The sequence below is a fragment of the Brunnivagina elsteri CCALA 953 genome, from assembly GCF_002289455.1.
In the GTDB taxonomy this organism is placed as follows: Bacteria; Cyanobacteriota; Cyanobacteriia; order Cyanobacteriales; family Nostocaceae; genus Brunnivagina; species Brunnivagina elsteri.
The window spans coordinates 1-1995 of sequence record NZ_NTFS01000676.1; the positions used below are offsets into that span (position 1 = coordinate 1).

Genomic DNA, 1995 nt, shown 5'->3' on the forward strand with positions numbered 1-1995 from the left:
TAGTACGGGGGTTGCCCCATGCAACAATTGCTCGGTGCCAGGGCTGTTTTTTATCGATAACAAAAAGCCAACTCTAATATTAGTTAGAGTTGGCTTTTTGTTTGACTGTTTAGAACCCACATTTCGCTTCTAAGCTGGATAAGAGCCTATGAATTGATTTTGCCTCAGTCAGGTTTAGAAGTCTTTTTAGATATTCATGGTAGTAATCTTTTATATAATTAGTTTTTATTTTCTCACTACCTTATCTTGATTGATTTAGGTGAAAAAATTGTAAATATGAACTACCAATATAATCAAACTGGTAAGATTTCAATTATAGTTCCGACTCTTAATGAAGAAAAAAATATTGAAGTTGCAATTACCAGCACTGAATTTGCTAAGGATATTGAAGTGATTGTTGTGGATGGTGGTTCGCAAGATGATACGGTAGGAATTACACAAGGATTGGGTATAAAAGTTATTTGTTCTAACCCTGGTCGTGCATGTCAAATGAATGTAGGTGCTTTGTTAGCAACTGGTAATATTTTGCTGTTTCTCCATGCGGATACTACTTTACCATTGCAGTTTGATGATATGGTTCGTGATGCGTTGGAGAAACCTGGTGTTGTAGCTGGTGCATTTAATTTGAGAATAGATGCATCGGGATGGAGTTTGCGGTTAGTAGAGTGGGGAGTAAGGATACGATCGCACTTTTTTCACCTTCCTTACGGGGATCAAGCAATTTTTATTAAACGTGAGGTGTTTGAGCAAGTGGGTGGTTTTCCCGAAATACCCATCATGGAAGATTTTGAAATGATGCGACGTTTACAGCGTATTGGAAGTATTGCGATTGTTCAGACAGCAGTTTTAACATCTGCACGTCGATGGTTACAAAAAGGGGTTTTCAAAACGACTTTAATTAACCAAATTGCGATTATTGCTTATTTTTTAGGAGTTTCTCCAACGCAGATTAGATATTGGTATCGCGGTAAAAATAATACTTAGGATAAAATTCAGTATAATTTAAGCTAATTCTCATTTTCTTTGTATATACTAGTACAACAAGGTACAAGTAAAAAGTACTAGTTTATAAATACTAATGAGGCGATGATGATATTTTATACAACATTTATAATAAATTAATAGTTACTAGCTAACAATGAATAAAATTATTTGGTGTTAGAGTTTCTTCTGTATCTATTATCCGAATTAAAATTAAGTTAATCTCTCACATTATTCTGAATAAAAGATGGGTAAACACCGTTTATCATTATTTATTAGATTTACTATACTAGTAATTTTTGTTGCTATGGCAATCATTGTAGCTAAAACATTAAATATTCAAGGATTATTACAGCAATCATTGATTTGGATTAGAAGTCTTGGTTCCTTTGGAGTGATTGCATTTATTGTTATTTATAATTTAGCAACAATATTATTTATTCCAGGTTCAGTATTAACCTTAGGTGGTGGTGCGATTTTTGGTGTATTTCGTGGCTCTATTTATGTATTGATTGCTGCAACAATTGGTGCAACATTCGCGTTTTTAATTGGACGGTATTTATCACGCGATCGCATTGCCGGGATACTTGAGAAATACCCAAAATTTCAAGCGGTAGATAGGGCAGTTGGCAGTGAAGGTTTAAAAATTGTATTTTTGACTCGTCTATCGCCATTATTTCCCTTCAACTTATTAAATTATGCCTTTGGAATCACGCAAGTATCAATCAAAGATTATATTTTAGGTTCAATGGGCATGATTCCGGGAACAGTCATGTATGTTTACATCGGTTCGCTCACAAGCGATTTGGCTATGGTTGGTATGGAAAGCCCACAAACTAACCCGATTTTACAATGGTCACTTCGTATTATTGGTTTTGCAGCTACTGTTGCAGTTTCACTTTCTGTTACCCGTATCGCTCGTAAAGCTTTAGAAGATGATTTAAATAGTTAATTTTTAGGAGTTAGGAGTTAAAAAAATAATAACCAGTAATCAGTAATCAGTAATCAGTAAGC

2 protein-coding genes are annotated in these 1995 nt (G+C 34.4%); both read left to right on the top strand.

Annotation, left to right across the window (positions count from 1 at the left end; all coding sequences use genetic code 11):
• Positions 1-276 precede the first annotated feature (276 nt).
• Positions 277-984 (top strand): TIGR04283 family arsenosugar biosynthesis glycosyltransferase, encoded by a 708-nt coding sequence (locus CK510_RS29760; RefSeq protein WP_095725039.1) that lies wholly within the window; start codon positions 277-279, stop codon positions 982-984.
• A gap of 304 nt (positions 985-1288) precedes the next feature.
• Complete coding sequence (locus tag CK510_RS29765) at positions 1289-1933, top strand: TVP38/TMEM64 family protein (RefSeq protein WP_245912513.1); 645 nt, start codon at positions 1289-1291, stop codon at positions 1931-1933.
• The last annotated feature ends 62 nt before the right edge of the window (positions 1934-1995 follow it).